Here is a 1,920-nt window from a genome sequence, read left to right as displayed (position 1 = left end):
AAGTGTTCCCTAAAACCTAGAATTTTGTACCTCACGCTTCTTGGGAATTGCTATATCAAAATAAGGATTTTTATTAATGGATAATGAACAATGAATAATGGAGAGTGGCTCATAAAAACTCTCTTCTTATATCAATTATCCATTATCCATTGAAACGGAGAGGCAATAAAGCCGAATTGATTAATTATCAATCATCAATTATCCATTATCAATTATCCATTATCCATTGGTAATATGGGTCTCCCATATCCATATCAATTTGCCATTGATCTAACAGCAACATATAATCAACCACATCATAATTTCCTTGTTTATCTTTCTCTGATTCATGGTTAATTAAAACACAGCGAGGAGTAAACAAAATTCGCTTACCTTTCTTCCGCAATTTCAAACACAAATCAACATCCTGATAATCAGAGAAAAAATATTCATTAAAACCACCAACCAAATCAAAATTTTCCCGACTCACCATCAGACAATCTCTACTTACAGCAGACACCTCTCTCGCACAAACTAAAGAACCTGCATAACCATCATGATTAGTAGGAAAACCTCGCATCACATAATTAACCTTTCCCAACTTTCCTAACACAATACCCGCGTGTTCAACAGTTCCATTAGGAAAAACTAAAAATCCTCCTACAGCACCAATATCAGATTGTTCGGCATAATATAAAAGATGTCTTTGCCAATCATTAACCGCCACTTCTAAATTAGTATTCACAAAAACAAAATATTCACCTTGGGCAGTTTTAGCACCCAAATTATAAGCACGAGAATCATTAAACTTACCCGATAAACTTAAAACCTTCACAGCAGGATTTTGGATTAAATTCTCTGTTCCATTCCCACCAATTAAAATTACTTCATTTTTAGGATAACTAGAAACAGACAAGAAATTTTCCAACCATTGATTGAGACTTTCCGAAATATTAGGAGTAGCAATAATCAAACTAATCAAAGGATAATTCTTTCTCGGCAAAGGATTAATATTTACCCGATGTCTACCCAAACCAGGTTCAGCTTTTGCCGCCAAATCAATTCTTTCTAAATGAGCATTAACAGCAGCTTGTTGTACTACTTCAATACCAGCTTTAGCATCAACATCTCCCGAAATACTACCCTTAACTTTTCGCCAATGATAAAGATGTTTATAAATATGAGCAATTTTATTAGTCTTCTCCGAAACTCGTAACATAAACTCATAATCTTGTACCCCATCAAATTGACTGTTAAAACCTTTAACATCTAAAGCTATTTTTCGACGGACACATAATAAATGACCGACATACATAACACCACGAAAATATTCAGGAGACCAGTCAGGTTTAAAAAATGATTCAATATAACTTAAACCATCAAAATCAATTTTATCCTCATCAGAATAAACAACATCAAATCCTTCTGCCAATTTATCCAAACTATTTTCTAAAGCTGTCGGTGCGAGAGTATCATCATGGTCTAATAAACAAATAAATTCTCCAGTAGCCATTTTTAGCGCTCTATTTGTCGCAGCACTAATACCACCATTATCCTCTGAAAATAGAACTTTAATTCTCGATTCTTTTTCTGCCAAACCAGCAAGAACATTTCTAATTTCTGGCTGTTTCGAGCCATCATCAACAATACACCATTCCCAGTCATAAATAGATTGGTTAAGAACACTCAAAACCGTTTCCACAAACCAATCTAAAGAAGAATTCCAAGTAGGAGTTAGGATACTAATAGAAGGTTGATAAAAATCTGCTCTTTCTTCTTCCTTCTTCCTTCTTTCTTCCATTAAAATTACTGGATTAATAATTTCCCAGAACCTTTCAACTGTTACTCCCGATAAACCCAATAATTCCTGTTTTTGTTGTGTAGGAGTTTGGTCTCCAAACCCAGAAACATTAGTAGTAGAAATTTTTTTTGCTGTAGGAG

At 34.2% G+C, this 1,920-nt stretch carries 1 protein-coding gene; it reads right to left on the bottom strand.

Annotation, left to right across the window (positions count from 1 at the left end; translation table 11 throughout):
* Nucleotides 1–208: 208 nt before the first annotated feature.
* Nucleotides 209–1,920, bottom strand: a 1,712-nt coding sequence (locus tag ACP6PK_RS07690) for a glycosyltransferase family 2 protein (RefSeq protein ID WP_426559114.1), incomplete at its 5' end; no start/stop codon positions are given.

Source organism: Dapis hubbardiae BLCC-M172, assembly GCF_050016015.1.
GTDB lineage: Bacteria > Cyanobacteriota > Cyanobacteriia > Cyanobacteriales > Microcoleaceae > Trichodesmium.
This window is presented reverse-complemented; position numbering and strand designations above follow the sequence as displayed.